The 24,639-nt window shown below is 63.8% G+C and carries 27 protein-coding genes and 1 pseudogene; 20 read left to right on the top strand and 8 right to left on the bottom strand.

All coding sequences use genetic code 11. The features are described 5' to 3' along the window. Positions 1-57: 57 nt before the first annotated feature. The 3 genes from ACNEOT_RS16385 (at position 58) to ACNEOT_RS16375 (ending at position 4,374) form a co-directional block, all read left to right on the top strand. Positions 58-927 (top strand): hypothetical protein, encoded by an 870-nt coding sequence (locus ACNEOT_RS16385; protein WP_415975260.1) that lies wholly within the window; start codon positions 58-60, stop codon positions 925-927. Between the two features lie 115 nt (positions 928-1,042). Beyond that, positions 1,043-2,428 carry an ATP-binding protein gene (locus ACNEOT_RS16380; RefSeq protein ID WP_415975258.1) on the top strand — a complete coding sequence of 462 codons (1,386 nt, stop codon included), beginning with the start codon at positions 1,043-1,045 and terminating at the stop codon, positions 2,426-2,428. Continuing rightward, positions 2,428-4,374 (top strand): hypothetical protein, encoded by a 1,947-nt coding sequence (locus ACNEOT_RS16375; RefSeq protein ID WP_415975257.1) that lies wholly within the window; start codon positions 2,428-2,430, stop codon positions 4,372-4,374. Before ACNEOT_RS16380 ends, ACNEOT_RS16375 begins: the two co-directional genes overlap by 1 nt. A 1-nt stretch (position 4,375) precedes the next feature. On the opposite strand, the gene ACNEOT_RS16370 is transcribed toward ACNEOT_RS16375, so the two are convergent. The 7 genes from ACNEOT_RS16370 to rpmB all read right to left on the bottom strand — a co-directional run bounded on the left by ACNEOT_RS16370 (position 4,376) and on the right by rpmB (position 7,479). After that, positions 4,376-4,948: a DUF1707 SHOCT-like domain-containing protein gene (locus ACNEOT_RS16370; protein ID WP_415975255.1), complete on the bottom strand. Its 573-nt coding sequence runs from the start codon at positions 4,946-4,948 to the stop codon at positions 4,376-4,378. 25 nt (positions 4,949-4,973) lie between these two features. Next, complete coding sequence (locus ACNEOT_RS16365) at positions 4,974-5,438, bottom strand: hypothetical protein (RefSeq protein ID WP_415975254.1); 465 nt, start codon at positions 5,436-5,438, stop codon at positions 4,974-4,976. A gap of 46 nt (positions 5,439-5,484) precedes the next feature. Continuing rightward, the gene (locus tag ACNEOT_RS16360) at positions 5,485-6,411 is read right to left on the bottom strand and encodes an AEC family transporter (RefSeq protein WP_415975253.1); all 927 of its coding nucleotides are present in this window, start codon (positions 6,409-6,411) and stop codon (positions 5,485-5,487) included. Positions 6,412-6,497: 86 nt separating this feature from the next. Then, complete coding sequence (gene rpsR, locus ACNEOT_RS16355; protein ID WP_008719028.1) at positions 6,498-6,752, bottom strand: 30S ribosomal protein S18; 255 nt, start codon at positions 6,750-6,752, stop codon at positions 6,498-6,500. Positions 6,753-6,766: 14 nt separating this feature from the next. Further along, on the bottom strand, positions 6,767-7,072 hold the full coding sequence (gene rpsN, locus ACNEOT_RS16350; RefSeq protein WP_415975252.1) for a 30S ribosomal protein S14: 306 nt from the start codon (positions 7,070-7,072) through the stop codon (positions 6,767-6,769). A gap of 3 nt (positions 7,073-7,075) precedes the next feature. Further along, positions 7,076-7,246, bottom strand: coding sequence for a 50S ribosomal protein L33 (gene rpmG, locus ACNEOT_RS16345; protein ID WP_170944568.1), 171 nt, complete (start codon positions 7,244-7,246; stop codon positions 7,076-7,078). Continuing rightward, positions 7,243-7,479 (bottom strand): 50S ribosomal protein L28, encoded by a 237-nt coding sequence (rpmB, locus tag ACNEOT_RS16340; protein WP_032365915.1) that lies wholly within the window; start codon positions 7,477-7,479, stop codon positions 7,243-7,245. The genes rpmG and rpmB overlap by 4 nt, the downstream gene beginning before the upstream one ends. Before the next feature lie 137 nt (positions 7,480-7,616). Here rpmB and mrf point away from each other — a divergent pair, with 137 nt between their 5' ends. The 6 genes from mrf (at position 7,617) to ACNEOT_RS16310 (ending at position 13,814) form a co-directional block, all read left to right on the top strand. Then, positions 7,617-8,849 (top strand): ribosome hibernation factor-recruiting GTPase MRF, encoded by a 1,233-nt coding sequence (mrf, locus tag ACNEOT_RS16335; protein WP_415976321.1) that lies wholly within the window; start codon positions 7,617-7,619, stop codon positions 8,847-8,849. Continuing rightward, positions 8,846-9,106 (top strand): type B 50S ribosomal protein L31, encoded by a 261-nt coding sequence (locus tag ACNEOT_RS16330; RefSeq protein ID WP_094680037.1) that lies wholly within the window; start codon positions 8,846-8,848, stop codon positions 9,104-9,106. Before mrf ends, ACNEOT_RS16330 begins: the two co-directional genes overlap by 4 nt. Before the next feature lie 3 nt (positions 9,107-9,109). After that, the gene (gene rpmF, locus ACNEOT_RS16325) at positions 9,110-9,277 is read left to right on the top strand and encodes a 50S ribosomal protein L32 (RefSeq protein ID WP_415975250.1); all 168 of its coding nucleotides are present in this window, start codon (positions 9,110-9,112) and stop codon (positions 9,275-9,277) included. Between the two features lie 77 nt (positions 9,278-9,354). Continuing rightward, on the top strand, positions 9,355-10,419 hold the full coding sequence (locus ACNEOT_RS16320) for a VIT1/CCC1 transporter family protein (protein ID WP_415975248.1): 1,065 nt from the start codon (positions 9,355-9,357) through the stop codon (positions 10,417-10,419). 332 nt (positions 10,420-10,751) lie between these two features. Then, on the top strand, positions 10,752-11,933 hold the full coding sequence (locus tag ACNEOT_RS16315; RefSeq protein ID WP_415975246.1) for an RtcB family protein: 1,182 nt from the start codon (positions 10,752-10,754) through the stop codon (positions 11,931-11,933). Between the two features lie 162 nt (positions 11,934-12,095). After that, complete coding sequence (locus ACNEOT_RS16310) at positions 12,096-13,814, top strand: metallophosphoesterase (protein WP_415975245.1); 1,719 nt, start codon at positions 12,096-12,098, stop codon at positions 13,812-13,814. A gap of 65 nt (positions 13,815-13,879) precedes the next feature. On the opposite strand, the gene corA is transcribed toward ACNEOT_RS16310, so the two are convergent. Further along, positions 13,880-14,896, bottom strand: a complete 1,017-nt coding sequence (gene corA / locus ACNEOT_RS16305) for a magnesium/cobalt transporter CorA (protein ID WP_415975243.1) — start codon at positions 14,894-14,896, stop codon at positions 13,880-13,882. Between the two features lie 78 nt (positions 14,897-14,974). Here corA and ACNEOT_RS16300 point away from each other — a divergent pair, with 78 nt between their 5' ends. The 11 genes and pseudogenes from ACNEOT_RS16300 to ACNEOT_RS16250 all read left to right on the top strand — a co-directional run bounded on the left by ACNEOT_RS16300 (position 14,975) and on the right by ACNEOT_RS16250 (position 24,443). Then, positions 14,975-15,403: a VOC family protein gene (locus ACNEOT_RS16300; RefSeq protein WP_415975241.1), complete on the top strand. Its 429-nt coding sequence runs from the start codon at positions 14,975-14,977 to the stop codon at positions 15,401-15,403. An 85-nt stretch (positions 15,404-15,488) separates the two neighbouring features. After that, positions 15,489-15,965, top strand: a pseudogene (locus tag ACNEOT_RS16295) (trimeric intracellular cation channel family protein); the annotation flags it as partial. 201 nt (positions 15,966-16,166) lie between these two features. After that, positions 16,167-16,853, top strand: a complete 687-nt coding sequence (locus tag ACNEOT_RS16290; protein WP_415976319.1) for a response regulator transcription factor — start codon at positions 16,167-16,169, stop codon at positions 16,851-16,853. Further along, on the top strand, positions 16,853-18,304 hold the full coding sequence (locus ACNEOT_RS16285) for an ATP-binding protein (RefSeq protein ID WP_415975239.1): 1,452 nt from the start codon (positions 16,853-16,855) through the stop codon (positions 18,302-18,304). The genes ACNEOT_RS16290 and ACNEOT_RS16285 overlap by 1 nt, the downstream gene beginning before the upstream one ends. A gap of 97 nt (positions 18,305-18,401) precedes the next feature. Beyond that, on the top strand, positions 18,402-19,901 hold the full coding sequence (locus ACNEOT_RS16280) for a trypsin-like peptidase domain-containing protein (RefSeq protein ID WP_415975237.1): 1,500 nt from the start codon (positions 18,402-18,404) through the stop codon (positions 19,899-19,901). 89 nt (positions 19,902-19,990) lie between these two features. Beyond that, on the top strand, positions 19,991-20,488 hold the full coding sequence (locus ACNEOT_RS16275) for a molybdenum cofactor biosynthesis protein B (protein WP_042940087.1): 498 nt from the start codon (positions 19,991-19,993) through the stop codon (positions 20,486-20,488). An 8-nt stretch (positions 20,489-20,496) separates the two neighbouring features. After that, positions 20,497-20,700 carry a hypothetical protein gene (locus ACNEOT_RS16270; RefSeq protein WP_415975235.1) on the top strand — a complete coding sequence of 68 codons (204 nt, stop codon included), beginning with the start codon at positions 20,497-20,499 and terminating at the stop codon, positions 20,698-20,700. 560 nt (positions 20,701-21,260) lie between these two features. Beyond that, positions 21,261-21,935: an MspA family porin gene (locus ACNEOT_RS16265; RefSeq protein ID WP_415975233.1), complete on the top strand. Its 675-nt coding sequence runs from the start codon at positions 21,261-21,263 to the stop codon at positions 21,933-21,935. 171 nt (positions 21,936-22,106) lie between these two features. Beyond that, positions 22,107-22,535: a hypothetical protein gene (locus ACNEOT_RS16260; RefSeq protein WP_415975232.1), complete on the top strand. Its 429-nt coding sequence runs from the start codon at positions 22,107-22,109 to the stop codon at positions 22,533-22,535. Positions 22,536-22,980: 445 nt separating this feature from the next. Then, positions 22,981-23,649: an MspA family porin gene (locus tag ACNEOT_RS16255; RefSeq protein ID WP_415975231.1), complete on the top strand. Its 669-nt coding sequence runs from the start codon at positions 22,981-22,983 to the stop codon at positions 23,647-23,649. A gap of 62 nt (positions 23,650-23,711) precedes the next feature. Next, complete coding sequence (locus tag ACNEOT_RS16250) at positions 23,712-24,443, top strand: MspA family porin (protein WP_415975229.1); 732 nt, start codon at positions 23,712-23,714, stop codon at positions 24,441-24,443. Positions 24,444-24,639: the final 196 nt, after the last annotated feature.

Genomic DNA, 24,639 nt, shown 5'->3' with positions numbered 1-24,639 from the left:
ATCCACAGATCGCTGAGCAGGCCGTTTCAGGGGTGTCTGCCCTGCCAGTGTTGACCGATGGGGATTCAGGTCGGGCCGTTCCGGGGTTCGCAGGCGATGCGCTCGGGTGCTCTCAGCAGACACCAGCTGAGCCGCGACTACACGAGGGTCTTTCGAGACACCTACGTCTGCAAGGGCACGGCTCGCGATGCCCGAACGATGGCCATCGCCGCATCGATCTGCGTCGGCGACGGCGCAGTGATCGCAGGTATTTCAGCAGCGGCGGTCCATGGTGCGAAATGGATCGACTCGACTGCACCCCCGAGTGTGCTCGCGGCCGGCAGGTCACATCAACTGCCCGGACTGAGAATTCACCACGACTCGTTCGACGACGGTGATGTGCTCACCCTCGGCGGTCTGGCTGTGACGACGCCAGTGCGAACCGCCTTCGACCTCGGGCGTTGGGTTCCGCCGCCAGGGAATGTGGTCGGGCTCGACTCGTTGATGGCTGCAACCCGTCTGAGCGCGCAGAACGTGCGCGACTATGCGCTGCATCGACCGGGCACGCGGGGGATCCGACGACTGTTCAGGGCGCTGGACCTCGCAGACGGTGGTGCCGAATCGCCGCAGGAGACTCGGACCAGGCTGCTGTTGATCGAGGCGGGGCTGCCCACACCCGAGACGCAGATCGAGGTGCGGAGCAGTGACGGCAGATTCGTCGCGCGAATCGACATCGGGTGGAGGCGTTGGCGGGTGGGGGTCGAGTACGAGGGTGTCCAGCACTGGCTCGACGAGCGTCAGCGGACCCGCGACATCGAGCGGTACGAGGACCTGCATCAGTGCACGTGGCAGATCGTGCGGGTCAACTCGGAGCAGCTGCGGCTTCGCCCCGAAGAAGTTGTCCGGCGAGTTCGGGCCAAGCTGCGTGAGGCAGGCGCTCCGGTCTAGCGAGTTCGCACTTATGCAGGCAATCCTCCCTGTTCGGGCGGCACAACTGAGAACTCGGGACACCGGATCCCAGATCTCCGTGGCAGCATCGGCCAAACGCTCGTAGCGTGGAGCGGTGACCTCTACCAAACCTGGCATCTCCACTCTCGGCGAACTCAAGGCATCCGGACATCGGCAGCGGTCGATCAAGGAAGAGTTGCGCGAAAATCTTCTGAAAGCGTTGCGCGACGGCACAGATCCGTGGCCGGGGATCGTCGGATTCGGCTCGACGGTGTTGCCGCAGTTCGAGCGGGCGATTCTGGCCGGTCACGACGTGGTGTTGCTCGGCGAGCGCGGGCAGGGCAAGACGCGTCTGCTGCGGACCCTGAATCTGCTGCTCGACGAGTGGGTGCCGGTGATCGCCGGTGCCGAACTGGGAGAACATCCGTACGAGCCCATCACCCCTGCCAGCATTCGCAAAGCCGAAGAACTGGGCGACGACCTGCCCGTCGAGTGGCGTCATCGCAGCGAGCGGTACGCCGAGAAGCTTGCGACACCGGATACGTCGGTGGCAGACCTCGTCGGCGACGTCGATCCCGTCAAGGTCGCCGAGGGCCGCAGTCTCGGCGACCCGGAGACCATTCACTTCGGACTCGTCCCGCGTAGCCACCGCGGCATCGTGGCGATCAACGAGCTCCCTGACCTCGCCGAGCGCATCCAGGTCTCGCTGCTGAACGTCATGGAGGAGCGCGACATACAGGTGCGCGGCTACACCCTGCGCCTGCCGCTCGACGTCATGCTCGTGGCGAGCGCGAACCCCGAGGACTACACCAATCGCGGACGTATCATCACCCCGCTCAAGGACCGTTTCGGGGCCGAGATCAGGACGCACTACCCCCTCGAGCTCGACGCCGAGGTGGCCGTCATCGACCAGGAAGCAGATCTGCAGGCAACGGTTCCGGCGTATCTGCTCGAGGTGTTGGCCCGATTCACCCGACTGCTGCGCGAGTCGCCGTCGGTGGATCAGCGCTCGGGCGTTTCCGCTCGGTTCGCAATCGCAGCGGCCGAAACCATCGCTGCCGCAGCCGTTCACCGGGCCGCAATTCTCGGCGAAGCGGATGCCGTTGCCCGGCCGGTGGACCTGGGAACCATCATCGAGGTGTTGCGCGGCAAGGTCGAGTTCGAGTCGGGTGAGGAAGGGCGAGAAATGGAGGTGCTCGAGCACATGCTGCGCCGCGCGACCGCCGATACCGTCCGGGCACATCTCGGCGGCATCAACCTCGCCGCTCTGGTGACAGCAATCGAGACGGGTGAGCCGATCGTCACCGGCGACCGCATCACCGCCAAGGCTCTGCTCGACGAGCTGCCCGACGTCGAGGTCATCGGCGACATCCACGAGCGGCTGAACGCAGTGTCGGATGGCGAGAAAGCAGCCGCCGTCGAACTCGCCCTCGAAGGCCTGTACCTCGCCCGTCGTATCTCCAAAGACCCCGACGACGACGGCCAGACGGTGTACAGCTGATGGTGAAATCCAGATACGGGCGATACCACGACGGTCCGGATCCCCTTGCGCCACCGGTGGATCTGCGTGAGGCGCTCGACGCCATCGGTGAGGACGTGCTCGAGGGCGCGTCCCCGCGGCGGGCGCTGCAGGAGATGCTGCGGCGCGGCACGAAGAACATGCGCGGGCTCGACGACCTGGCAGCCCAAGCCGCCAAGCGTCGACGAGATCTGTTGAAGAAGAACAACCTCGACGGCACTTTGCAGGAAGTGCGAGAGCTCCTCGACCAGGCCGTGCTGGAAGAACGCAAGGCGCTGGCACGTGCCCTCGACGACGACGCACGGTTCCAGGAGATGCAGATCGGTGATCTCTCGCCGTCCACTGCCCAAGCGGTGCAGGAGCTTTCGGACTACGACTGGCGGTCGCCGCAGGGGCGCGAGAACTACGAGAAGATCAAGGACCTGCTCGGACGCGAGATGCTCGACCAGCGTTTCGCGGGCATGAAGCAGGCCCTCGAAGGTGCGACCGATCAGGACCGTCAGGCCATCAGCGAGATGCTCAAAGACCTCAACGAGTTGCTCGACGCCCACAACAAGGGCGAGGACACCGACGAGCAGTTCGAGCAGTTCATGGACAAGCACGGTCAGCACTTTCCGGAGAATCCGAAGAGCGTCGACGAACTCCTCGACTCCCTCGCAGAACGTGCGGCTGCGGCGCAACGCCTGAGAAATTCGCTGAGCCCCGAGCAACGTGCCGAGCTCGATGCGTTGGCACAGCAGGCATTCGGCGACTCGAATCTACTGAGCCAGCTCGATCAGCTCGATCAGAATTTGCAGCAGGCCAGACCCGGTGAGGACTGGGACGGCTCGCAGAACTTCCGCGGCGAGAACGGCATGGGTCTCGGCGACGGTACCGGCGCACTCCAGGACATCGCGGACCTCGAGAACCTGGGAAATCAACTCTCCCAGCAGTACAACGGTGCCGCACTGGACGACATCGACGCCGACGCATTGTTGAAACAGCTCGGGCCCGAGGCGGCGGCCGATGCGAGGATGCTCTCGGAACTCGAAAAGGCGCTGCAGCAGCAGGGTTTCATGGACAAGGGTGCCGACGGGCAATGGCGGCTCTCACCCAAGGCCATGCGTCAGCTGGGGCAGTCGGCGCTGAAAGATGTGGCAGGCAAACTGTCCCGACGCGGCGGCGAGCGAGACACCCGCAAAGCCGGTGCGATGGGTGAACCGACGGGGGCATCGCGGGCCTGGGAGTTCGGCGACACCGAACCGTGGGACGTGACCCGCACGGTGAACAATGCGGTATTGCGTTCAGCTGCACAGGGATCGGGCTTTCCGGTCCAGCTGCAGGTGACCGACGTCGAGATCAGCGAAACAGAAACGCGAACCCAAGCAGCGGTGGCGTTGCTCGTCGACACGTCGTTCTCGATGGTGATGGACGGCCGCTGGGTGCCGATGAAACGCACAGCGCTGGCGCTCAACCACCTGGTGAGTACCCGGTTCCGCGGAGACGATCTGCAACTGATCGGATTCGGTAGGCACGCACAGACATTGACTGCATCCGAGCTGGCCGGGCTGGACGGTGCCTATGATCAGGGCACCAATCTGCACCACGCGCTGATGCTCGCGGTGCGGCATCTGCGGCGTCATCCCAACGCGCAGCCCGTGGTCTTGATCGTCACCGACGGCGAGCCGACGGCCCATCTGGAACCCGACGGGCACGCGTACTTCGACTATCCGCCGTCGTCGAAGACCCTGGGACTGACCGTTCGCGAGCTCGATACCGTCGCGAAACTCGGTGCGCAGGTGACGATCTTCCGGCTCGGCGACGATCCGGGCCTCGCGCGCGTGGTCGACAAGATGGCCGAGCGAGTCGGCGGACGCGTCATCGCGCCGGATCTGGACGGACTCGGTGCCGCGGTGGTGACCGACTACCTCAAGCGTCGGCGTTCCTGAATCACTTCTCGGGGGCCTTGATCTCCACCGAGACGCCACCCCAGAAGGCGAAGCCGGTGATAATCACGCGCGGTGCGCCGGGATGCGTCGCGCTGACGTGTTCGAAGCCACCCATGATGCCCATGCCGCGGACTTCGACGCTCACTCCGGGCGGCACGGTGACCTCAATGCCGCCCATGATGGCCACGCAATTGATGGTGGTTTCCTCGGTGGTGAACGATGCGCGGCGTAGGTCGAGTTCGATCCCGCCCCAGAATGCGAACGCGTCGATGCGTGCGGCGGGAGTCCACTCGCCCTTGCGCACGGCACCGCTCATGATCGCGATCACGCGGTCGTTCGAGGAGCCACCCGATGGCGCGGTCGCGGGAGGGGGAGACAGCACCAGGTCGCCGGTCAACAGGTCGAGTTCGCCGTAGGTTTTCGCCCGATAGACCGCGGCGGTGCGTTCGTCGTACTCGCTTACGGTGAGTTGGCCGTTCGCGAAGGCGTCACTGAGCAACTGCGCGACGAGGTTTCTGTCGGCGTCGGCGGCGCGAACCTGGCTTCGATCCCGGTCTGGGAGTTGATCGCTCACCGCTCGGACCCTACCTGCGTAGCGGTCAGGCCGCATTCAGGATTGTGCGGTTACCGAGAGGCGATGCCAGAGTCATCTGCATGGTGGCGTAGACGGCGACCATGATGCAGGACTTGTCTGCCGCGTCGGGCCTGGTGCCGGTCCGCAGTTCGATGGTGACGGTGGTGTCGGTTTCGGTGACCGAGGCGTCGGCCCCGTAGCACTCCGGGGTGCCCGTCACGAAGTGCACCGCGATGGTGTTGGGAGAGACCTGGCTCCACGATTCGAACGGGGTGGTGGTGGCGCGGATGAGGTTGGGAGTCGGCTCGAACATGGTCCCGACGTCGCCGACGGGAACCTCGTGGGGGACCGGAGGTGCGCTCGGTTGCTGAACGAGGCCGACCGGGGTGGTGGAATCGTTCGTCGGAATCGTCTCGTCGTCGCCACCGGAGGCGGTGCTGCAGCCGACCAGCAGCAGGCACAACATGACACCTGCAGCGAGAAACCTCATGAGTCCAAAGTAGCGCTGGGAGCTGAGGAGAACCTTTGTGTTCTCGTCATGCCAGGAAGACGGTCACGAGCGCGATGACGGGGATCGAGACGAGTGTGGTGACGAACGCGGTGTCGCGGGCGAGCACCACCCCGCGCTGGTAGCGGCTGGCGAACACGAAGACGTTCTGGGCGGTCGGCAACGCCGAGACGACGACGATGGCGAACAGATCGTGACCGTCGAGACCGAAGACGAACCGGGCCATCAAGTAGCCGAGCAGTGGCTGCAGTGCCATTTTGAACACGGTGGCCAGGGCGACGTCCCGCCGCGGGCTGACGCCCTTCTGCAGCACTCGGGCCCCGTACAGAGACAGTCCGAACGCCAGCAGTGCACCCGGAACGGACAGGTTGCCGACGAGTTGGAACGGCTGCATCAGTGCCTCGGGCAGCTCGAAACCGGTGATCGACAGGACGAGGCCGGCAGCTCCGGCCAGCACGATGGGGTTTCGGAACGGAGTCGTGACGGTCTTGATCAGCGAGACCTCGTCGATCTTGGTCGAGATGTCGAGGATGGTCACCGCGATCGGGGTGTAGATCATGATCTGGAACAGCAGCAGGGGAGCGACGAAGTTCGCGTCGCCCAGTACGAACACGGCGATCGGGATGCCGAGGTTCGCGGAGTTGACGTACGAGCTGGCCAGGGCACCGATGGTCGCGTCGGGTACATCTCTGCGCAGCACGAGCTTCGCTATGACGAAGTAGATGGTCCCGATCAGCAGTGCCGTGGCACCGGCCACGGCCAGCGTGGGCGAGAGGATGACCGACAGATCGGAATTGGCCAACGTGACGAACAACAACGCAGGTGTCGCCACGAAGAAGACGAGACGACCGAGAACGAACTGGCCGTGCTCGCCGAGCACCTTCAGATGGGCGAGCAGGTAACCCAGTGCGATGACGACGAAAATGACGGTGAAGCCCTCGAGAACGCCGGACATCTACGCAGTGCTCATCTCTGGTTCGTGGAACGACAGAAAGGCCACGTAGCCGATGGCTACGTGGCCTCTCTGGTGAAAAGTGTGGGTCAGCGGCTGGTGAACGGCAGCAAGGCCATTTCACGAGCGTTCTTCACTGCGACAGCGACCTGGCGCTGCTGCTGCGGGGTGAGCCCGGTGACCCGGCGGCTACGGATCTTGCCGCGGTCGGAAATGAACTGACGAAGAAGATTGATGTCCTTGTAGTCCACCGTGGTGACCTTGGCGGCGTTCAACGGGTTCTTCTTCGGTCGACGGCCTGCCTCTGCGCGGACCTTCTTCGACGGTGCTCTCTTGACTGCCATCTCTACCTTTTCCCTTACCAGCTCGACTTGTGGACGCCTGGCAGCTCCCCGCGGTGAGCCATCTCGCGCATCTTCACGCGGGACAGCCCGAATTTCCGTAGGTAACCGCGCGGACGTCCATCCGCAGCGTCACGATTGCGCAATCGTACCGGACTCGAATCGCGCGGCAGACGCTGCAGTGCCGCCTGGGCCTGCGCGCGCTCGGAATCGCTGCTCGAGGGCTTGCGGATGATCTCCTTGAGCTCCGCGCGACGGGTTGCCCAGCGAGCGACGACCAGCTTGCGTTGTTCGTTCTTGGCGATCTTCGACTTCTTGGCCATGACCTATCGCTCCTCTCTGAAATCGACGTGCTTGCGCACGACCGGGTCGTACTTCTTCATCACCAGTCGGTCGGGGTCGTTCCGGCGGTTCTTGCGAGTGACGTAGGTGTAGCCGGTACCCGCGGTCGATTTGAGTTTCACGATCGGCCGGACGTCGGTGCTCTTGCCCATCAGATCTTTTCCCCTCGCGCGCGGATCTTGGCCACCACGGCGTCGATGCCGTCGCGATCGATGGTTTTGATGCCCTTGGCCGAGAGGGTGAGGGTGACGCGTCGGCCGAGGCTGGGTGCGTAGTAGGTCTTGCGCTGGATGTTGGGATCCCACCGGCGGCTGGTCCGCACGTGGGAGTGCGAGACCGACTTTCCGAAGCTGGGGGTGCGGCCGGTGACTTGACAGTGCGCTGACATGAGCACTCCTTTCTTGCCGTTATGACAATCGTTTTCGACAAAGCGTGTTCACGAATGTAGCGTGCATCCACAGGTAATGACAATCGTTGTCGAGAAGAAGGGTGCTCGTGAACAACTCACCGGACGATCGAACCCCGATGGTCCTCGTCTCCGGCTGGACCGGAGCCATGGACGCCGTCGTGTCATCGCTGCTCGCGCCGGGGACCGTCGCGGTCCGCCACGATCTGAGCCGCGTCACCGAGGGCGTTGTGCGTCGGACGGTCTCCGTATCGGGGGAGAACCCGCGCGAGACCATCCTCGAACTGGCGCACGGATGCGTCTCGTGCACGCTGCGCGAGGATCTGCTGCCGCTGCTGCGTGCGTTGTCGACCCGCAGCAACGTCGATCGCATCGTGCTCGCGACGGACCCCGCGCTCGAGCCCGAGGCGCTGTGCTGGGCAGTCCAGAATGTCGTTGTAGCGGGGATTGTGGGGCAGATCGACGGCCCGGCCTCGCGTGACGTGCGCATCGACGCTGTGATCGACTGCCTCGACGCCGCAACCTGGTTGGCCGACGCCACCGGTGACGACGCCATGGCCGACCGCGGCATCGTCGCCAGCGGTGACGACGATCGAACCGTCGCGCAGTTGGTGGTCGGGCAGGTCGACTACGCCGATGCCCTCGTCGTCACTGCGGGCCCCGACGTCGACGCGTGGGAACGTGCCCGGCTCGCCGCAGTCCTGGCGCGGTTGGCGCCGAACGCGCCCGTCGTCTGGGTTTCTCGGGATGCGATGGTCGACGGTCCAGCACTTCTCGCGTCTGTTCCCGCCGATGCCAGGCGCGGTGCGATCACCGACGCGCACTCGCCATTGTTGAGGGGCCAGCCGCCCCTGAGCGTCGACTGCGGTGTCACCCTCGTCGAGTTCTCGGCCACTCGGCCCTTTCATCCCGAGCGGTTGCACGAGGCGATCGACGTATTGCTCGACGGTGTCGTCACCGCGCGGGGACGGGCGTGGGTCGCCACTCAGCCGGACGAAGCGTTGTGGATCGAATCGGCCGGCGGCGGCCTGCGCGTCGCGAGTGCCGGAAAGTGGCTTGCCGCAATGACATCGGAGCAACAGGACAAGGTCGATGCCACCCGTCGAGCAATGGCGGCGCTGCGATGGGACGAGGAGTTCGGTGATCGAGACACCTCGCTGGTGATCCTCGTTCACGAGGCCGACCCCACCGAGATCGACCGAACTCTGCAGTGGGCGTTGGTATCCGACGACGAAATGACAGATCCCTCGGCCTGGGCGTCCTGGACCGACCCGTTCGGCCAGTGGCACGAAGACCCCTGCGAGAGCAGCGAATCCCCGTACGCAGAACAATCACGAGAGGCCACAGAATGAAACCAGGCATCCACCCCGACTACCACCCGGTCGTGTTCCAGGACTCGAGTACCGGCAACAAGTTCCTCACTCGATCCACCGTCACGTCCGCTCGCGAGACCGAATGGGAGGACGGCAACACCTACCCGCTGGTGGTCGTCGACGTCTCGTCCGAATCGCACCCCTTCTGGACCGGGGCCGCCCGCGTCATGGACACCCAGGGCCGCGTCGAGAAATTCGAGAAGCGCTACGGCCGCCGCAGCCGAAAGGACGCCTGAACCATGGCTGTTCCGAAGAGAAAGATGTCGCGCTCGAACACCCGAAGCCGCCGCGCGCAATGGAAAGCCGTCTCCCCTGATCTGGTGACGGTGCGTTTCGGAGGTCGAGAGTTCAGGGTGCCGCGGAGATTGGTCAAGGCAGTGCAGGCCGGGGTGTACGACCCTCGCTGACCCCCCTGTCGTGCGCGTTTTGCGTCCTTCCAGGTACGCAAAACGCGCACGAGGGCGGAGCCCAGTACGTTTGATCGATGAGTCAGATGGCACCGTCGGCGAAAGACGTCAAGCGATGGCGACAGTACCTCGCCGACGAGCGAGCCGAGGCCGCTGTCTATCGCGACCTCGCGGGCCGACGCACCGGCGAGGAGCGCGGGATCCTGCTGGCGCTGGCCGACGCGGAAGGCCGCCACGAGCAGCATTGGCGAAACCTGCTGGGCGACCGCGTCGGGATGCCGCTCAAAGGTGACATCCGAACTCGAATCCTCGGGGTGCTGGCGCGGCGCTTCGGGTCGGTGTTCGTACTCGCGCTTGCACAACGCGCCGAAACCCGCTCGCCGTACGCCACCGACGCCGACGCGACGGAGGCCATGACGGCCGACGAACAGATCCACGCCGAGGTCATCAGGGCACTGGCCGCGCGCGGTCGCAATCGACTGTCCGGCACGTTCCGGGCCGCGGTCTTCGGTGCCAACGACGGCCTGGTCAGCAACCTGGCTCTGGTACTCGGCATCAGCGGATCCGGGGTGTCCAACCACATCGTCCTGATCACCGGCCTCGCGGGACTCCTCGCCGGCGCACTGTCGATGGGTGCGGGCGAATACGTCTCGGTCCGCTCGCAACGCGAGTTGCTCGAAGCGTCGTCCCCGGACAGCGCCGCGCGCGACGCCGTTCAACACCTCGACGTCGACGCCAACGAACTGGCTTTGGTCTACCGAGCCCGGGGAATGACACACGAAGAGGCCGACGCCAAAGCGTCGGAAGTGTTGCGGCTGTTGCCCACCGACGACGACATGGCCCCCGATGTCGATGAGCACGAGTCGATCGGCACCGGACTGGGCGCGGCCGGAGCCAGCTTCTGCTTCTTCGCCTCCGGTGCCGTCATCCCGGTGCTGCCGTATCTCTTCGGCCTCGAAGGCTATGTGGCCCTTGCAGTGTCCGCCGTCCTCGTCGGAATAGCGCTGATCTGCACCGGCCTGGTGGTGGGACTGCTCAGCGGTGGGCCGCCCGTCAAACGTGCTCTGCGACAACTGGCCATCGGATACGGTGCGGCCGGAGCGACCTATCTGTTGGGCTTGGCATTCGGTGGGGGAGTGTAGGTCCAGGCATCGTGGGCAGGTTTGCACAATACTGGGCCCCTCCGACGGGATCCCGTCGGAGCATGGCACTTCCGTGCACTCAGTCCCGGTTGGTGCGCGTATCCCCAGCCGCTGAGTAATTCGCTCGCGCCCGGGAGGTTTCGCTCGATAGGGTTCTTCTCATGCGTGCAACCGTTCTGCCTTGCGCCGCTCCCGACATGAGAGCGGCCTCGAGCCCTGTGCTGTGCGCATATTCACCGGAGCGTCGTGCCGCATTGCGTGGCAAACGAGCTCCGTTCGTGAATCGACCCGTCGAATAGCGCCCTCTCGAGAAGGGGGCAGAAAGGAACATCATGCCCCCGAACAAGGTGGGCTTGCGTTTGCTCAATTGGGCTTCACACCTCGAGGACAAGACACTCGAGCAAGCCCGCGAAACAGCATCGATGCCGTTCGTGCATCCCCACGTCGCCCTGATGCCCGACGCCCACAGCGGTATGGGAAGTGCGGTGGGAACGGTGATCCCGACGTTGGGTGCGGTGATACCGGCTGCAGTTGGAGTCGATATCGGTTGCGGAATGATCGGCGTCCGAACAGAATTCACCCTGGACGACGTGGACGGGCGTAACCTGACGGACCTGCGTCTCGCGATCGAAGCGAGCATCCCTCTGTCGCCGGGCAACTACAACGTCGGCGTCGATCGGTGGGATTTCACCGCACCGAAGCTGCTCGAGCTGGAGGAGTTGGCAGCCAAGGGCGGTGTCGAGCTGAACCACTCCCCGCAGTGGCGTGAACAGCTCGGTTCGTTGGGAGGCGGCAACCACTTCATCGAGTTGTGCCTGGACGAAACCGATCGTGTGTGGCTGTTTCTGCACAGTGGGTCGAGGGGCGTCGGGAACAAGATCGCCAAGAAGCACATCGCCGTTGCGCAGCGATTGTGTGCGCAGTGGTGGATTCCGTTGCCGAACAAGGACTTGGCGTATCTACCCGAGGGTGCGCCGGAATTCGGACGGTACATCCGAGACCTGAAGTGGGCGCAGCGGTTCGCGTACCTCAACCGCGCCGAGATGATGGACAGGTTCGGTGCGGTGTTCGCCGAGTGGATGGGAACCGAGAACCATCGCGAGGTCGAGCGGATCAATTGCCACCACAACTACACCGTGAAGGAAACGCATGCGCACAAGAATGTGTGGCTCACCCGTAAGGGCGCGGTCGACGCGCATGAGGGCGTGAAGGCGATCATTCCCGGATCGATGGGAACTCGTTCGTATGTAGTCGTCGGCAAGGGCTCACGGGCTGGGCTGTGTTCGGCTCCTCACGGTGCCGGTCGGCAGTTCTCGAGGACCGAGGCCAGAAAGCGCTTCACTCACGAGGATCTGCGGGAGCGGATGGTAGGTATCGAATTTCGCGACAGTGCCGACTTCATCGACGAGATTCCTGACGCCTACAAGTCGATCGATGTCGTGATGGAGGACGCCCGCGACCTGGTGAGCATCGAGCACGAGCTGCGTCAGATCCTCAACGTCAAGGGGACCTGAATTCACCTCCGTCGTGCACGGAACTTCGTAGTGGGTTACGAATTACCGTGCACGACGGGATTGTCCTCGTTCGTCCCGTTGTGCATCGGTGTTCCCCGGCTGTTCATCTGATTACTCCGTCTGGTTCAGCGCCGCAGCCAGCATCACCGCCACCATCGAGTCATGACGCTCAATCCCGCAGGCGAGACCGTCGCGACCGGCATCCCGGGCACGCTCGCCGAGAACATGACGATGGCCGAGCAGCACGACTGGCATCGGTCCTTTCTGCGGCGACACCCGGTCAGTCGACGCAACTTCCTGGTGGGAGCTGCCGCAACCGCTGCTGCAGTAGGCGTCGGGAATTCGGTGTTCGCGCGCACCGCATATGCGCAGGACGCCCCGCTTGCCGTGGCCGGACGGCACATGGGATTCGGAAACGACCCGGCGACGCAGTTGCGGTTCTCCGCGCAACTCTCGCGCAATCCCGGTATCACCGGCGTCTTTCTCGATCACGGCCCCACGCCCGCACTCGGTGCGACGACGTCCGCCGAGGTGCGCAACCTGATCAGCCAGGTTCCGCAGACCGACGGCGGCATTCTCTCCGCCGAGCAGTATTACGTGCACGTGCCTGTCGACAATCTGACGCCGAAGCTGCCGCACTACTACCGCTGGCGCACCGCCGACGGATTTGTCAGCGACGTCCGCAGCGCGTCTCCCGCTCTGCCGTCGGGCCGCATCGCACCGTTCCGGTTCACGATGATGGGCGATCAGGGCGTCGACGAAACTCCCTCGCAGCCAGCAGGTCTGGTTGCCGGCGACTACGACGATCAGTACTACAAGGCGGACAACGAACCGTCGGTCAAGCACGCGCGCAACATCAATCGGCAGATCGAGTCCTCACGCCCGGACTTCCACATCCTCGCTGGCGATATCGCCTACGCGGACCCGTCTGGTGCCGGTCTTCCTCCACAGTTCGCCAAGCACGGTCAGACGCCTCCGAAGGGTTTCGACAAGTTCAACCCCTTCGTCTGGGACGGCTACTTCCAAGCGATCGAAGCCAGTGCGTCGACTGCGCCGTGGTTGTTCGCCACCGGCAACCACGACATGGAGGCGCTCTACAGCCCCAACGGATACGGTGGCCACGCGGCGCGTCTGGATCAGCCCACCAACGGACCCAAAGGCTGCCCGTCGGCGTACTCGTCCGTCTACGGCAACACGGCGGTCCTCTCGCTCGACGCGAACGACGTCAGCTACGAGATCAAGGCCAACACCGGGTACAGCGATGGAGCCCAGAACACCTGGGTGGAGCAAGCATTGGCGAAGTACCGTGCCGACCCGAACATCGACTTCATCGTCTGCTTCTTCCATCACTGCGCGTATTCGACGACATCGACACATGCGAGCGACGGCGGTGTGCGCGACGCTTGGGTTGCGCTGTTCGACAAGTACGAGGTCGATGTGGTGCTCCAAGCCCACAACCATGTCTTCGAGCGCACCGATCCCATTCGTGGCAACCGTGCGACGCGGGTCGCAGGCGACAACGCGACGGTCCGCGGAAAGACCGATGGCACTGTCTATTACACCGTCGGTGGGGGTGGCCGCCCTCGGTACACGTTCCAGGACGGCGAGGGTGTGAGTTACCGCGGCAACGAATTGCCCGACACCGCGGTTCCGAACAGCTACGTGTGGGCACCGGACGGTAGCAAGTCGGCCGAGTCCATCACCTGGTCGCGGGTGCGTTTCCTGAACTACTCGTTCGTCAGAGTCGATGTGGCGCCGGGGATTCCGGGCATCACCGCCAGCAGGATGACGATCGGAGCAATCGACGAATACGGCAACGAGTTCGATCGCCTGACGTTCGAGCGTGACATTCCGGTGGGTCCGCTATTCGGTTCCTCCTGAGTGCCTGCGGCAGTGGTGTGGTTGAGTGCCTTCCAGGGCACTTATTCGCACCACTGCCGTAGGCACTACAGCCACTTCTGGCGCTTGAACACCACGTACAGTGCGCTCGAGCAGATCACCATGGCAATCAGCGCAAGTGGATAACCCAAGTGCCACTTCAATTCCGGCATGTCCTCGAAATTCATTCCGTAGATCGCGGCGATGAGTGAGGGCGCGAACAAGATTGCGCCCCAGGACGAAATTCGTTTGACCTGTTCGTTCTGCTCCAGGCTGACCTGCGTCATGTTGCGCATCTCTTCGTTCTGTTGCTGCGCAACCATGGTGGAGTGCACTGTCATCGCGTTCTGCAGGTTGGACCGGAACGCCTCGATGCGGTCGGAAATTCGGATCGCGTGATCGAGCACGTCCCGAAGATTGCGCTGCAATTCGACGTCGACGTGGTACTTGTCGGATCCGCGCTTGAGCGATTCGATCATCTCCACCAGAGGCTTTGCGGCACGGTCGAATTCGGACACCTCGCGCAGCAGCGAGTAGATTCGCCGGGACACGCTCGGATCACCGGTGAACAGTTGATCCTCGATTTCGTCGATGTCGTTCTGCAGCCCCTTCACCACCGGGACGTACTCGTCGACCACCTGGTCGAGAATGCCGTACAGGATGGCTTCGGGTCCGAGCGCGAGCAGCTCGGGGGATTCCTCGAGGCGCTGTCGGACGAGGCCGAGTTCGGGGGATTCCGCGTGACGAATGGTGACGACGAAATCTGCTCCGAGGAAAATGTGCAATTCACCGAATTCGACCTTTTCGGTCTCGTCCACATATCTGGCGGGCCGCAGAACGACGAACAATTGCTCGGCGTAGCGTTCGAGTTTCGGCCTCTGATGCGCCGCGATGGCGTCCTCGACGGCCAGTCGGTGGAGGCCGAACTCCGTAGCGACCGCATTGATTTCGCTGATCTCGGGGCGATAGAGGCCGATCCACGCCATGCCGTGCCGGTCGCGCATGCACTCGAACGTGATGTCGAGGCTTTCGGGATTCGCGGTCCGCTTTCCTTCGACATAGACGGCATTGTCGACGATCGGCACTTCGGGTCACCTCGGTTCGAGAACGATGAACGTGCCGGACGGCACCCGATCGAGACTATCGCCTGAAACAATGGTGCGATGCAGCAGCAAGTTCACTTCACCACTCTGGCCACCGTGGACCTCGACGCCGCCCGAACGTTCTACTGTGACGGTCTGGGGTGGACCCCACTACTGGACGTGCCCGGCGAGATACTTTTCTTCCAGATCGGTCACGGTTCGGTTCTCGGTCTCTACGACGCCACCGCATTCGACGGGGATCTGGGGCGTCCGCCGCGCGCACACGACCTCGGCTCGGTCACGTTGGCGCACAACGTCGACAGCCCAGCCGCCGTCGACACGATGTTCGCCGACGCGATCGCTGCGGGTGCGACGCCGATCAAGACGCCGCGGCCCACGTCGTTCGGCGGTTATCACGGTCATGTGGCCGACCCCAACGGAGTGATCTGGGAAATCTGCCACAACCCGGGATGGAGTGTCGACGACGACGGAACAGTGCGGTTGAGCTGACCGGGCTGTGGTTCCGAGCGAGAACAGGTGGTCGGCCTCGGATGTTGCTGTGAGACCGCTGTCAGCGACGTGACATGCTCGCTCGGTGCTTCTCGACCTCCTCGGCTTCCTCGGTATCGCGGTCTTCGCCGCGTCCGGCGCGCTGGTGGGGGTACATCGCAGGCTCGATCTGTTCGGGGTGTGCGTCGTCGGGATCACGACGGGGATCGGCGGCGGCATCGTCCGCGATCTGCTGCTCGGCATCCATCCGCCGACATCTCTCGACACCTGGCCGAACGTCACTGTCGGTTTCTTTGCCTCGCTGGTGGTTTTCGTTGCGCATCGCCAGATGGGCAAGGTACGGCGCGGCGTCCTCGTGCTCGACGCATTCGGGATGGGACTCTTCGCGGCGACCGGCGCAACCATCGCCCTGGCCACGGGCGGTAGTGCCGTGGCGGGAGCCCTGATCGGTACGACGACCGCAGTGGCGGGCGGCGTGATTCGAGACGTCCTCGTCAACGAGGTTCCGATGCTGCTGCACCGCGACCTGTATGCCCTACCCGCGCTGCTCGGTGCGACGACCGTGGTGGTGGCCGACGCCCTCGCACTCCCGGAGAACGTCGGATTGGTCGTGGGGACGGTGCTGGCGACCGGCCTGCGATTGCTGGCCCTGTGGCGGAAATGGAACCTGCCGCAGGCTCGGAACCTACCCACCTGTGAGCTCCCGGTCTCGGTCGACCACCCCTCTCAGCTCCATCTCAGTCGACCAGGACAAACTGTACGAATGCGGATTTTGGTGGTCGACGACGATCGGGCAGTGCGTGAGTCGCTGCGCAGGTCGCTGACGTTCAACGGGTACACCGTCGACCTGGCGGTCGACGGTCTCGACGCACTCGAACAGGTTGCGGCGGCGCGTCCCGATGCGCTGGTACTCGACGTGATGATGCCTCGGCTCGACGGCCTCGAGGTGTGTCGTCGATTGCGCGGTGTCGGCGACGACCTGCCGATCCTGGTGCTGACGGCTCGGGACTCGGTGTCCGAGCGCGTCGCCGGCCTCGATGCCGGTGCCGACGATTACCTACCCAAGCCGTTCGCGCTGGAGGAACTGCTGGCCCGTCTTCGAGCGCTGCTTCGGCGCACTGCGATGGAAGCGGGCATCGACTCCGAGACCATGACGTTCGCGGACCTGTCTCTGGACCCGGTCACCCGTGAGGTCTCGCGCGCAGATCGGTCCATCAGCCTCACCAGAACCGAATTCTCGTTGCTCGAAATGCTGATGACCAATCCGCGCCGCGTGCTGACCCGCAGTCGCATCCTCGAGGAAGTGTGGGGCTACGACTTTCCGACGTCGGGCAATGCGCTCGAGGTGTACGTCGGTTATCTGCGGCGCAAGACCGAGGCGGAGGGGGAGTCGCGGCTGATTCACACCGTTCGCGGTGTCGGGTACGTCCTGCGCGAGACGCCCCCGTGATGGTTGCTTCGTTCGGACGCAAGACGGCCGACGGTGTCGGCTCCTCGCCGACGGCGATGCGGCCACCGATGCCGCTGACGCGATCGGTGTCGTTGCGGTGGCGAGTGACGCTGCTGGCGGCGTCCGTGGTGGCAATTGCGGTGGCGGTCATGGCCATTGCCGCGTACACGGTGGTCTCGCGAGCGCTGTACGGCGATGTGGACACTCAATTGCGTTCCCGCGCATCGGCTCTGGCGGAGTCCAGTTTGGTGTCGTACGACCCGCGCTTCGTTGCCGGAGCCACGTTGTACAGCACCGATGTGAGTGTGGCGCTCATCTATCCGGACATGACCAGCTACAACCCGCCCGGGCCGAAGGTGCCGGTCGGCGACGCCGAACTGGCTGTGGTGCGCGGAGATCAGGATTCGTCGCTGCGCACGCTCGACGATCAACGAGTGCTCGCGTTGCGCACCAAGGACGGCAGCACCCTGATCGTGGCGCAGAGATTGCTGCCCACCGGAGAAGTGCTCGATCGTCTGGCGTGGGTCCTGTTGATCGTCGGTGCCTGCGGCGTGGTGTTGGCAGCCGGAGCCGGAATGGCGGTGGGAAGAACCGGTTTACGGCCGATCGCCCGGTTGACGGCCGCGGCCGAGCGGGTGGCGCGCACCGATGACCTGACGCCCATCCCGGTGACGGGCGACGACGAATTGGCGCGTCTGACGGAGAGTTTCAACACGATGCTCCGTGCGCTCGCCGAATCTCGGGGCAGGCAGAGCAGATTGGTCGCCGACGCAGGTCACGAGCTTCGTACCCCGTTGACCTCGCTGCGCACCAACATGGAGCTGCTGATCGCGGCCGGACGCCCTGGAGCGCCGTCCATTCCGGACGAGGACATGGCCGAGTTGCGGACCGACGTGGTGGCGCAGATTCAGGAACTGTCCACGCTGGTGGGAGATTTGGTCGACCTGGCACGCGAGGATGCGCCGGAGACGGTGTTCGAGCGGGTCGACTTGGCCGATGCCGTCGAACGCAGCCTCGAGCGAGCACGCCGTCGCCGCAACGAAATCGACTTCGACGCGACGTTGATGCCGTGGTTCGTCTACGGGGATCAGGCAGGTCTGTCGCGGGCCGTGCTGAACGTACTCGACAACGCAGCCAAATGGAGCCCGAGCGGCGGCGAAGTGCGAATCATGATGCGGCAGATCGGTGATGGCCTGCTCGAGTTGACGGTGGACGACGCGGGCCCCGGTATCCCCGAGGAAGATCGTGAGCTGGTGTTCGAGCGCTTCTACCGCTCGACGGCGTCGCGTTCGATGCCCGGATCCGGTCTGGGACTTGCGATCGTGCGACAGGTGGTCGTCAAGCACGGCGGCACCATCGGGGTCGAAGTGTCCGAGCGTGGCGGTGCACTCATCCGAATCGTGCTCCCCGGCGAGGGCGCTCCTGATCTGACAGCACTCTCGGCAAACTGATAGGCGGATCTCAGCGCGCTCTCAGTACCGCCCTGCACAGTGAGTAGCAAGAAGGCGGGCGGACCTCTGGGTCCCTACTGAAGGAAGCAGCAACGAGATGAGCGACGACCGTAACGAATCCGAACAGACCGGACGGGGTGCCGGAGGCGAGCAGCACCCGGCGGACCGGGCTTCGCGCGGCGACGAGCAGAACTACTCGACCCAGCAGCATCCCGGTCAGCCGCATCCGACCCAGCAGTTTCCGACTCAGCAGACCCACCCCCAGCAGGTCGGTTCGCAGCAGGGTTACCCGCAGCAGTACGCCGGCTACGGGCAGGGTGCGTATCAGCCCGGCTACGGGCCCTACGGTCAGCAGGGCGACCAGCACGCACAGCCGCAGCATGTTGCACCGCAGTCGAATTCGGCTCCGGGCACAGTGAAGGCTCGCCCGGCCCGATCTGCACTGGTGGCCGGAGCCATCGCGCTCGTTCTGGTCGGTGGCGGAATCGGCGGCGCTGTCGGTGCCATCGCGACGAACAACGCCAACGGAAACAACGCCGGCGTCACCAACTCCCTGAACTCCAGCATCACCGCCGCGCAGCCCGCCGCCAATTTCCCCGACGGCTCCGTGCAGGCTGTCGCGAACAAGGTGTTGCCGAGCGTCGTGCAGATTCAGGTGAAGGGCTCGCAGCAGGAAGGTGAGGGCTCCGGCGTCATCCTCAGCAGTGACGGCCTGATCCTGACCAATAACCACGTCGCCACCGGGGCAGGCGCCAACGGCAAACTCACGGTCGCCTTCGCCGACGGATCGGTGGCCGACGCCACCATCGTCGGGGCCGACTCGGTATCGGACATGGCCGTCATCAAAGCAGAGGGTAAGTCGAATCTGACGCCCATCGAACTCGGATCGTCGTCGAATCTCGAGGTGGGACAGCAGGTTGTCGCGATCGGCTCACCGTTGGGCCTGGCCGGCACTGTCACCACGGGCATCGTGTCCTCGCTCAACCGTCCGGTCTCTACATCGGGCGAGTCCGGGAATCAGAACTCGGTGATCGACGCCATCCAGACCGACGCTGCGATCAATCCGGGCAATTCCGGTGGCGCGCTGGTCAACACCGACGGTCAACTGATCGGTATCAACACGGCGATCGCCACGATCGGCGGCAGTGAGGGATCCGGCGCGCAGAGCGGTTCCATCGGGCTCGGGTTCGCGATCCCGGTCGATCAGGCCAAGCGCATCGCCGACGAGCTGACCACCACGGGTAAGGCCACGCAGGCGATGATCGGGGTGCAGGTGCCGTCGCAGGACGACGCCAACGGCGCAACCGTCGTCGAGGTCACCGAGGGTGGCCCGGCAGCGTCGGCGGGCATTCCGAAGGGCGCGGTGATCACCAAGATCGACGATCGCATCGTCTCGAGCGGTGACGCGTTGATCGCGGCGGTCCGTTCACATGCGCCTGGAGATTCGGTCACTGTCACCTATACCGAGGGCGGCAGCGAGAAGACAGCGAAGGTGACGCTCGGTACTGCCGAGCCCGCCGCCGCCCAGCCGCAGACTCGAACACAGCAGGAACAGCAATCCCCATTCCAGGTCCCGTCGTTCCCGGGCGGTCGCTGATGTTGCGAGAAGCAGGCAGGCGCGGCACGGTTGCAACGATTTACGCACAGCGTGAGCCGGGTAGAGGCCTTACTACTACGGTGAGCGGTATGGAACTCGACGCACCACTGGCAGGGCGCGCGTTGGTCGTCATCGTGGACGACCGAACAGCGCACAGCAACGAGAAGGACTCGACGGGCCCGCTCGTCACCGAACTGTTGACCGAGGCCGGTTTCCTCGTCGACGGTGTGGTCGCCGTGACGGCAGACGAGGTGGACGTGCGAAACGCTCTCAACACCGCGGTGATCGGTGGTGTCGACCTGGTGGTCTCGATCGGTGGCACCGGCGTCTCGCCACGTGACGTGACCCCCGATGTAACCGCAGAAGTACTCGATCGAGAGATTCCGGGCATCAGCGAGGCGCTGCGATCCTCTGGACTGGCAGCCGGTTCGCTGGACGCGGGACTCTCCCGCGGGCTGGTAGGGGTGTCCGGCAGCACGCTGGTGGTCAATCTCGCTTCGTCTCGGGCTGCTATTCGCGACGGAATGGCGACGCTGACGCCGCTGGCCAGTCAGGTCATCGCCGAGCTCTCGGGGTTGGACGCGTAGCGATACCGATGACCGAGAAGCCGAACGACGATCGATCGGCCGAAGACGACGCGAGCCGGGCCCGAGCAGAACGGGCCCGGCTCGCTCGCATTTTCGGCGAGGTACTGCCGGAGACGACCGGAGACGAGCGAGGCGAGGGTTCGAGTACCGAATCCGGAGGGTCTTCCGCAGACGAATGGTTGAAGCAGCAGCGACCACCCCATTACTTCTGATGTGATCCACAACACATTTTTTAGCCCTGAATGACAGGTCTGTTAGTCGCTCGTTTACCTGCCGTTAGCGACCTACTCGGCGGTAAGGACGGCCGGTGAACGCGGATCCGGGCGATTCGGACGCCGGCGGAAACGGACTATCACCCGCATCCGGACGTGCCGGACTTCACGTCTTCCCACATCAGGGCACCTTTACTTGCTCAGGCCGCGTGTAACGATTCGGCCATCTCGGGAGATGCTGTGACGCGCGTTATCGCTAACACGGCTGTGAAAGTTGTTCACGCCGCCGAAACACATCACGGGAGAGCAACTTTCCGACGCCGATCATAGGGATTGTCACGATCAGGCATCTCCTCTAATGTTCCCCTCAGCTTCCGACAGCGAGGGTGCGGACCAACCGGTGCCGCGCTCAGAACTCGGAACTGAACAACAGGATGTGACCGTGACGGTCGCATTCGGCTCGGGCTCGCCTGCATTGTCGCAAGCGATTCAGTTCGAGGGTGAAAGCCACAAGCTTCCCCGTGCGACACCGCGCTGGGACTGAACATGATGAGGAATAAATGACGGAGATCCAGAAGTCGCGGCGTAGCCGGGGACTCAAGTCCATGAGCGTCGCAGTTGCTGCCAGCGCTTCGGTCGTCGGCCTGGTACTCGGTACCGGAACCGCTTCCGCTGCAGTGGACAGCACCAACACGGTCGTCGATGCCAACGGCAACGTCATCACCGTGTCGCTGTCCGACACCTTCATCAACAGCGTCTCGCCGCTCGACGGCAACCCGCTCACCCGTGAGTGGTTCGCCAACGGCACCGCAGGCTGGACCGTCACCGGTCCCGACGCCGAAGACTTCGAGGGCACCGTAGCCATCGGCTACCAGGTCGGCTACCCGGCCAGCCTCGGTGGCAAGATCACGTTCTCGTACACCACCCCGGGCCTCGAGGTCGGCATCGCGTCCGACGGCACGCTCGATGGAACCCTCGACAACATCCTCCCGCAGGCTGGCTTCGAGACCGAGATCGCTCCCGGACCCGGCATCGTCGACGCCACCGCTGCCTCGGGCGAGATCCAGGGCACCAGCGGCGACGCCGAAGGCGCTTCGGGCACCATCCAGATCGCCAACGCTCACGGCACCGCTACCGGCATCCTCGGTAACGTCCGCGTTCGTCCGTACGTCTCGGTCACCAGCTCCACCGGTGACGTTGCTGTCACCTACGGTGTCCCATGGACCTTCAACTGATCTCGATCGGTTGATCCATAGCAATACCCTCGGCTGAACGGCCGAAAGTGATTGGGCCCGCCCGGGTTTCCCGGGCGGGCCTGATTGCTGTGTACCCGAGGAACGAACATCGATACCCGCAGGTCGACGCTTCGGTGCCGGATCTGCACGGAAAGGGTCTGGGGACCGACAATGAAAACGACAGCTCTCGTCGCCGCCACGTGCGCGACATTTCTCTTTCTCGCCGGCTGCAGTAGCGATTCCTCGGATGCAGCGTCGGGGGAGAATGCCGATACGTGCGCGGCCTTCGCGACGTCACACAACAATTTCGTCGCCACCGTGAAAGCTGTTCCAACAGATCAGGCCGGTGTCGACAAGTGGACCGCGGACAAAGCCGCTTCGCTCAGTGAATTCACCAACCAATCGGAGCAGGCAACGGGCGACGTCAAGAATTCTCTGACGACCCTGGTGTCCGACCTGCCTGCCGATTCGCTCGCGCTCTCCGAGCCGGACAGTGAATCCGGCCAGAAATTCGTCGACAACTCGAAGGCCGTTGCGTCGGCCTGTGAAGCAGATGGCACTGCCATCTCGCTCGACGAGTTCCCGCTGCTGAAGTTCTAGCTCGCGAAAATAGTCTGCGGTGCCCTGCAATCCACCATTGCAGGGCACCGCTGCGTCAGTCGAACGAATGGTTTTCCGAAGACAAATGGTCCGGTCCTGCCGTCGTCCTCAGTGAATTCGACGCGGTCAGCGCCTACAGCCGCCGCGAATTCCCGTAGTGGATTGCGTGTTGTTGCACGCATTGTGCAATTCGCAGTGCCTCCTCTTGCTTTGTGGCAACACAATTTTCGGCGAGCGATCCGAATCCGGATGCCGGGTTGCGAGCGAGGGCGCTGTTTAGGTAGCGCAAGCAGGGAAAGTATCTGTGAGCTGCTGAAACACGCATCCCTATTGTGTCTGTTGTGGATGCTTCGTGCCGATTTGTGCAGTATTCTTCTGCGAGAAAAGATGTCTCCCGAATGGTCCGCCATCGGATGGGGCGTCGGCCGGTCGTATGAGGGGAATCATGAACAATATTCGTCACTCCGTGCTGCGCAAGGTAAGTCGAGTCGCTGCAGTGAGCGCGGCATCGGCCGTTGCCATCGGAATGCTCTCCGTCGGTGCAGCCAACGCCGATACCTTCGTTCCGTTGCCCAACGGAGAGAAGGTCGCGGGGCCGTACAAGATTTCGCACGTCGACGAATCGGCCGTCATCTCGCCCGCGATCGCGAACAATCCCCTTAACCGAAACGGCTGGGTCACCGGAACCGCCACCTCCAACGTTCCCGAGGGAGTGACCGGAACCCTGAAGACGGGTTACCTCGTCGGCTGCCAGCTCGACATGGAAGAACTCAGCCTGGACATGAATGCGGGCTTCGGTATCGAAGGCGGCAACACCAACATCATCACGCTGTTCCCCATCCCATTCCTCATCGGCGGCGAAGGCGAGACCACCAACAAGTTCGAGGGTGGCGTCGGAGTCAACGTCCCCATCAAGGACAAGGAAGTGGCGCAGGTCGAGCTGGGCAGCAAGGACGTCAAGGGCCCGCTCACCGCAATCCAGTACCAGGATGTCGGTATCTCGGTCGAGAACTGCGGCGGCTACGCCCAGGCCCGCTCGTACACCACGCTCGAACTCACCGGCAACTACCGCTACAAGGGCACGCTCTACGGCCAGCCGTTCAGCCTCGGCTGAGCATTCCATTACTTCATTCACCCTCGCCTAGAGCGCGTTTCACTTTCCCAAAAGGGGTAGCTATGCAGAACATCACCACCATGCGGCGTGGATTCCAGCTGGCCGCAGCCGGAGCCGTCGGCGCAGTCGCACTCGGATTCCTCTCGGCCGGAGCGGCCAACGCCGACACCTTCGTTCCGCTCCAGGACAACGAGATCAGCAAGACCCTGATCGACGGAACCACCGTCACCGTCAAGGGATTCGGCCAGAGCGCACTGATCTCGCCGTCGATGGGTGCCACGCCAACCCAGCGCAACGTGTGGGTCACCGGCAGCTACACCGTCGAGACCTCCAACGCCAGTGGCGGATCCATCGAGCCGGGCTTCCTGGTCGGCTGCCAGGTCGATTTCAGTGCTGCCATCGGTGCCGACGGAAATGCGTCCTTCGGCCAGGGCAACACCATCGCGATGGATCCGGGCGACCCGAGCTCGTTGACGATCAATCGCACTCAGCCGAACACGTACGACATCGGTGCGGGTGTGGATCTGAAGCTGGCCCCCGGTCAGTTCAACGACGTCAAGCTCGTGGCCGACGAGAAGTCCGCCGAGATCGACGGCGTCACCGTAGCCACCGAGGTGTCGAACAAGTTCGCATTCGAAGGCAGCGGCGGCGGCTACACATATGCCGACGAAACCCTGAGCGTCGACGGATGTGCCGGGTACGCCGAGGCCCGCGCCTACGTGAAGGTCACCATCGAGAACGATGCAGTCACGGCTTCCACCACACTGTGGGGACAGCCCTTCAGCATCGGCTGATGCCCAAGCCGAGTTCTCAATGAGGATTCGGCACTCCACATCGAATGAATGCGCCATTCACACTGTCAGGGCAGTTTCAAGTGATGGTTGCAACACAGCTCCTGACCTGAGGAGATGTGGAGCAGATGTCTCGACGTGTCATCCCGAACCGAGCAGAGGTAGTCGCTAGGTTCCATGCCATGCGAGATTCGGGCGC

The sequence above is a fragment of the Rhodococcus sp. 077-4 genome (assembly GCF_047782425.1).
Taxonomy (GTDB): Bacteria; Actinomycetota; Actinomycetes; order Mycobacteriales; family Mycobacteriaceae; genus Rhodococcoides.
Note: the sequence above shows the minus strand (reverse complement) of the source record. Positions and strands in the feature narration are given on the sequence as shown.

What these genes read in the sequence shown, in the direction of transcription:
- ACNEOT_RS16310 (WP_415975245.1), top strand. Translation starts at nt 12,096, where the DNA reads ATGACGCTCAATCCCGCAGGCGAGACCGTCGCGACCGGCATCCCGGGC.
- ACNEOT_RS16330 (WP_094680037.1), top strand. Translation starts at nt 8,846, where the DNA reads ATGAAACCAGGCATCCACCCCGACTACCACCCGGTCGTGTTCCAGGAC.
- ACNEOT_RS16250 (WP_415975229.1), top strand. Translation starts at nt 23,712, where the DNA reads ATGCAGAACATCACCACCATGCGGCGTGGATTCCAGCTGGCCGCAGCC.
- ACNEOT_RS16270 (WP_415975235.1), top strand. Translation starts at nt 20,497, where the DNA reads ATGACCGAGAAGCCGAACGACGATCGATCGGCCGAAGACGACGCGAGC.
- ACNEOT_RS16290 (WP_415976319.1), top strand. Translation starts at nt 16,167, where the DNA reads ATGCGGATTTTGGTGGTCGACGACGATCGGGCAGTGCGTGAGTCGCTG.
- ACNEOT_RS16265 (WP_415975233.1), top strand. Translation starts at nt 21,261, where the DNA reads ATGACGGAGATCCAGAAGTCGCGGCGTAGCCGGGGACTCAAGTCCATG.
- rpsN (WP_415975252.1), bottom strand. Translation starts at nt 7,072, where the DNA reads ATGGCCAAGAAGTCGAAGATCGCCAAGAACGAACAACGCAAGCTGGTC.
- rpmF (WP_415975250.1), top strand. Translation starts at nt 9,110, where the DNA reads ATGGCTGTTCCGAAGAGAAAGATGTCGCGCTCGAACACCCGAAGCCGC.
- ACNEOT_RS16285 (WP_415975239.1), top strand. Translation starts at nt 16,853, where the DNA reads ATGGTTGCTTCGTTCGGACGCAAGACGGCCGACGGTGTCGGCTCCTCG.
- ACNEOT_RS16385 (WP_415975260.1), top strand. Translation starts at nt 58, where the DNA reads ATGGGGATTCAGGTCGGGCCGTTCCGGGGTTCGCAGGCGATGCGCTCG.
- ACNEOT_RS16375 (WP_415975257.1), top strand. Translation starts at nt 2,428, where the DNA reads ATGGTGAAATCCAGATACGGGCGATACCACGACGGTCCGGATCCCCTT.
- ACNEOT_RS16255 (WP_415975231.1), top strand. Translation starts at nt 22,981, where the DNA reads ATGAACAATATTCGTCACTCCGTGCTGCGCAAGGTAAGTCGAGTCGCT.
- ACNEOT_RS16260 (WP_415975232.1), top strand. Translation starts at nt 22,107, where the DNA reads ATGAAAACGACAGCTCTCGTCGCCGCCACGTGCGCGACATTTCTCTTT.
- ACNEOT_RS16315 (WP_415975246.1), top strand. Translation starts at nt 10,752, where the DNA reads ATGCCCCCGAACAAGGTGGGCTTGCGTTTGCTCAATTGGGCTTCACAC.
- ACNEOT_RS16365 (WP_415975254.1), bottom strand. Translation starts at nt 5,438, where the DNA reads ATGAGGTTTCTCGCTGCAGGTGTCATGTTGTGCCTGCTGCTGGTCGGC.
- rpmB (WP_032365915.1), bottom strand. Translation starts at nt 7,479, where the DNA reads ATGTCAGCGCACTGTCAAGTCACCGGCCGCACCCCCAGCTTCGGAAAG.
- ACNEOT_RS16320 (WP_415975248.1), top strand. Translation starts at nt 9,355, where the DNA reads ATGAGTCAGATGGCACCGTCGGCGAAAGACGTCAAGCGATGGCGACAG.
- ACNEOT_RS16280 (WP_415975237.1), top strand. Translation starts at nt 18,402, where the DNA reads ATGAGCGACGACCGTAACGAATCCGAACAGACCGGACGGGGTGCCGGA.
- rpsR (WP_008719028.1), bottom strand. Translation starts at nt 6,752, where the DNA reads ATGGCAGTCAAGAGAGCACCGTCGAAGAAGGTCCGCGCAGAGGCAGGC.
- ACNEOT_RS16275 (WP_042940087.1), top strand. Translation starts at nt 19,991, where the DNA reads ATGGAACTCGACGCACCACTGGCAGGGCGCGCGTTGGTCGTCATCGTG.
- ACNEOT_RS16360 (WP_415975253.1), bottom strand. Translation starts at nt 6,411, where the DNA reads ATGTCCGGCGTTCTCGAGGGCTTCACCGTCATTTTCGTCGTCATCGCA.
- ACNEOT_RS16300 (WP_415975241.1), top strand. Translation starts at nt 14,975, where the DNA reads ATGCAGCAGCAAGTTCACTTCACCACTCTGGCCACCGTGGACCTCGAC.
- mrf (WP_415976321.1), top strand. Translation starts at nt 7,617, where the DNA reads ATGGTCCTCGTCTCCGGCTGGACCGGAGCCATGGACGCCGTCGTGTCA.